The organism is Chromobacterium vaccinii (assembly GCF_000971335.1).
GTDB classification, from domain to species: domain Bacteria; phylum Pseudomonadota; class Gammaproteobacteria; order Burkholderiales; family Chromobacteriaceae; genus Chromobacterium; species Chromobacterium vaccinii.
In genome coordinates this window covers 1-2,740 of record NZ_JZJL01000112.1, presented here as the reverse complement: position 1 = coordinate 2,740, position 2,740 = coordinate 1, and the positions used below count along the sequence as shown (strand labels likewise).

2 protein-coding genes are annotated in these 2,740 nt (G+C 71.4%); both read left to right on the top strand.

Annotation, left to right across the window (positions count from 1 at the left end):
* The first annotated feature begins 86 nt into the window (after positions 1-86).
* Positions 87-866, top strand: coding sequence for a 3-oxoacyl-ACP reductase FabG (fabG, locus tag VL52_RS22790; protein WP_046159188.1), 780 nt, complete (start codon positions 87-89; stop codon positions 864-866).
* On the top strand, positions 859-2,740 hold a 1,882-nt coding region (locus tag VL52_RS22785), incomplete at its 3' end, for an FAD-dependent oxidoreductase (RefSeq protein WP_144410391.1). The genes fabG and VL52_RS22785, both read left to right, overlap by 8 nt.

Below are 2,740 nucleotides of genomic sequence, written 5' to 3'. Positions count from 1 at the left end.
CGCTTTCTGCGCGCTGGGGCTGCGCCAGTGAGCGCCGTTGTTTTCGCGCCGCGCGCCGGGGCGCGGCGGCCATATGGAGAATCCGAATGAGTGAACACGCACTGCCGCTGGCCTTGCGCAAGGCGGCGCTGGTCACCGGCGCGGGGCGGGGCATAGGCCGCGCGATCGCGCTGGAGCTGGCCGGCCGCAAGCTGCCGGTCTTCGTCAACTACCGGCTGGACGGTACCGCGGCCGAGGACGCCTGCGCGGCGATCCGGGCCGCGGGCGGCGAGGCCTATCCGGTTCGCGCCGACGTGTCCAACCGCGACGCGGTGGCGGCGATGTTCGCCGACATCCGCCAGCGCGGCTTCTGGGTGCAGACCCTGGTCAACAATGCAGGCATCGTCCGCGACGGCCTGCTGGCGATGATGCCGGCCGACGACTGGAGCGCGGTACTGGGCAGCAATCTGGACGGCAGCTTCCACTGCGCGCGCGCCGCGCTGCAGACGATGATGAGCCGCAAGAGCGGGCAGATCGTCAACATCGCCTCGGTCGGCGGTATGCGGGCGCAGGTCGGCCAAGCCAATTACGCGGCGGCCAAGGCCGGCTTGCTGGCGCTGACCCGCGGCCTGGCGCGCGAGGTCGGCCGCTACGGCATACGCGTCAACGCGGTGGCGCCGGGCTTCATCGACACCGACATGCTGACTGAAATGAAGGCGTCGGACAAAGGCGCGGCGCTATTGGAGGATGCCCGCGCCAGGCAAATTCCGCTGGCGCGCTTCGGCAAGCCGGAGGAGGTGGCGCAGACCGTCGGCTTCCTGTGTTCGAGCGCGGCCAGCTACATCACCGGCCACGTGCTGGTCATCGACGGAGGGCTGTGTGCCTGAAGCCCGGCCCTTGCTCGGCCAGCTGTTCTCGCCCATCCGGCTGAATAGGCTGCGGCTGCCCAATCGGCTGCTGATGAGCTCGATGCACCTGAACCTGGACGAGTGCGACGACGCCTGGCAAAGGATGGCGGCGTTTTACGCGCTGCGCGCGCGGGAGGGCGTCGGGCTGATCGTCAGCGCCGGCTGCGCGCCGGACGAGGCGGGAAAAACCACCAAGGGCGGCTTCGCGCTGTGCCGCGACGACGAAATAGAGCCGCACCGGCTGATCACCGGCGCGGTGCATGAAGTCGGCGGCCGCATCGCGCTGCAGATTCTGCATTTCGGCCGCGAGGCCTTTCACGGCGGCATGGTGTCGTCGTCGGCCGAGCGGCTGCCGTCCAGCGTATTCACGCCCAGGCCGCTTGGGGAGGCCGAGATCCAGGCGACCATCGCCGCCCACGCCGATTGCGCGGCCCGCGCCGTCGCCGCCGGCTACGACGCGATCGAGCTGCTGTTCGGCCAGGGCTTTCTGGTGCACCAGTTCCTGGCCCCGGCCTGCAATAAGCGCACCGACCGCTGGGGCGGCGGTTTCGACAACCGCGCGCGGCTGGCGGTTGAAATCGCCGCCGCGGTGCGCCGCCGCGTCGGCCCGGATTTTCCGCTGATCTTCCGCCTGCCCTGCATGGATCTGCTGCCTGACGGACTGGACGCCGAGGAGTCGATGGCGCTGGTCGGCAAGCTGCTGCCCTACGGCATCGATCTGCTCAACGTCAGCATAGGCTGGCACGAATCCGAGGTGCCGACCATCGCGATGGCGGTGCCGCGCGCGGCTTTCGCCGACGCCGCCCGCTTGGCGCGGCGGCGTTATCCGCAACTGAAGCTGGCGGTCAGCAACCGCGTCAACGACCCGCGCGACGGCGAGGCGCTGTTGCTGGACGGCTGCGCCGACGTGATCGCGATGGCGCGTCCCTTTCTGGCCGACCCCGCGCTGGCGGGCAAGGCCGCGGCCAACCGCTTCGACGAAATCAACGCCTGCATCGCCTGCAACCAGCGCTGCCTGGACCACGTGCTGACCGGCCAGCCAGTCGGCTGCAGCGTCAATCCGGATTGCGGCCTGCCGGACGAAGGGCGCTACCCGCCGCTGCCGCGGACGCTGGAGGTGGCGGTGGCCGGCGGCGGCATCAGCGGCATGGGCGCGGCCTTGTTCCTGGCGCGGCGCGGCGCGCGGGTGACGCTGTTCGAGGCCGGGGACGAGTTGGGCGGCCAATTGCGGCTGGCCGCGCGCATTCCGCAAAAAGAGGAGTTCGCCGCCACCATCCGCCATTACCGCGGCGAGCTGCTGCGCGCAGGCGTGGCGGTGCGGCTGGGCTGTCGTTTCGACGCGCGCGAGGTCGACGCCGCGCGCTGGGACCACGTGGTGCTGGCGCAGGGCGCCGCGCCGCGCCGGCCGGAAGGCGTGCCGGGGTTGGGGCTGCCCCATGTGCGGGACTACGCCGAGGTGCTGGAGCAGGGTTGTCCGGTGGCGTTTCCGGTGGTGGTGATCGGCGGTGGGGGCATCGCCTGCGATCTGGCGAAATACCTGGCGGCCAAGCGCGGCGAGTTGATCCGTGGCGCCCGGGCCTACCTCGCGCGGCGCCTGCCGGCGGAGGCGCTGGCGCCGTATCTGGACGGCGGCGCGGACGATGAGGCGCCGGCGATCACGCTGCTGCAGCGCTCCGGTCGCAAGTTCGCTCACCGCGTCGGCCGCACCACGCGCTGGATATTGATGGACGCGCTGCGTCGCGAGGGCGTGCGGCTGCTGAGCCGGGTCGACGTCGTCGAGATCACCGGCGACGCGGTGATCGTGCGCGAGCGCGGCGGCGCGGCGCGCAGCCTGCCGGCGCGCAGCGTGGTGA

Bases quoted from the DNA above. Each gene is read 5' to 3' on its own strand.
- fabG (WP_046159188.1), top strand. From the start codon at position 87: ATGAGTGAACACGCACTGCCGCTGGCCTTGCGCAAGGCGGCGCTGGTC.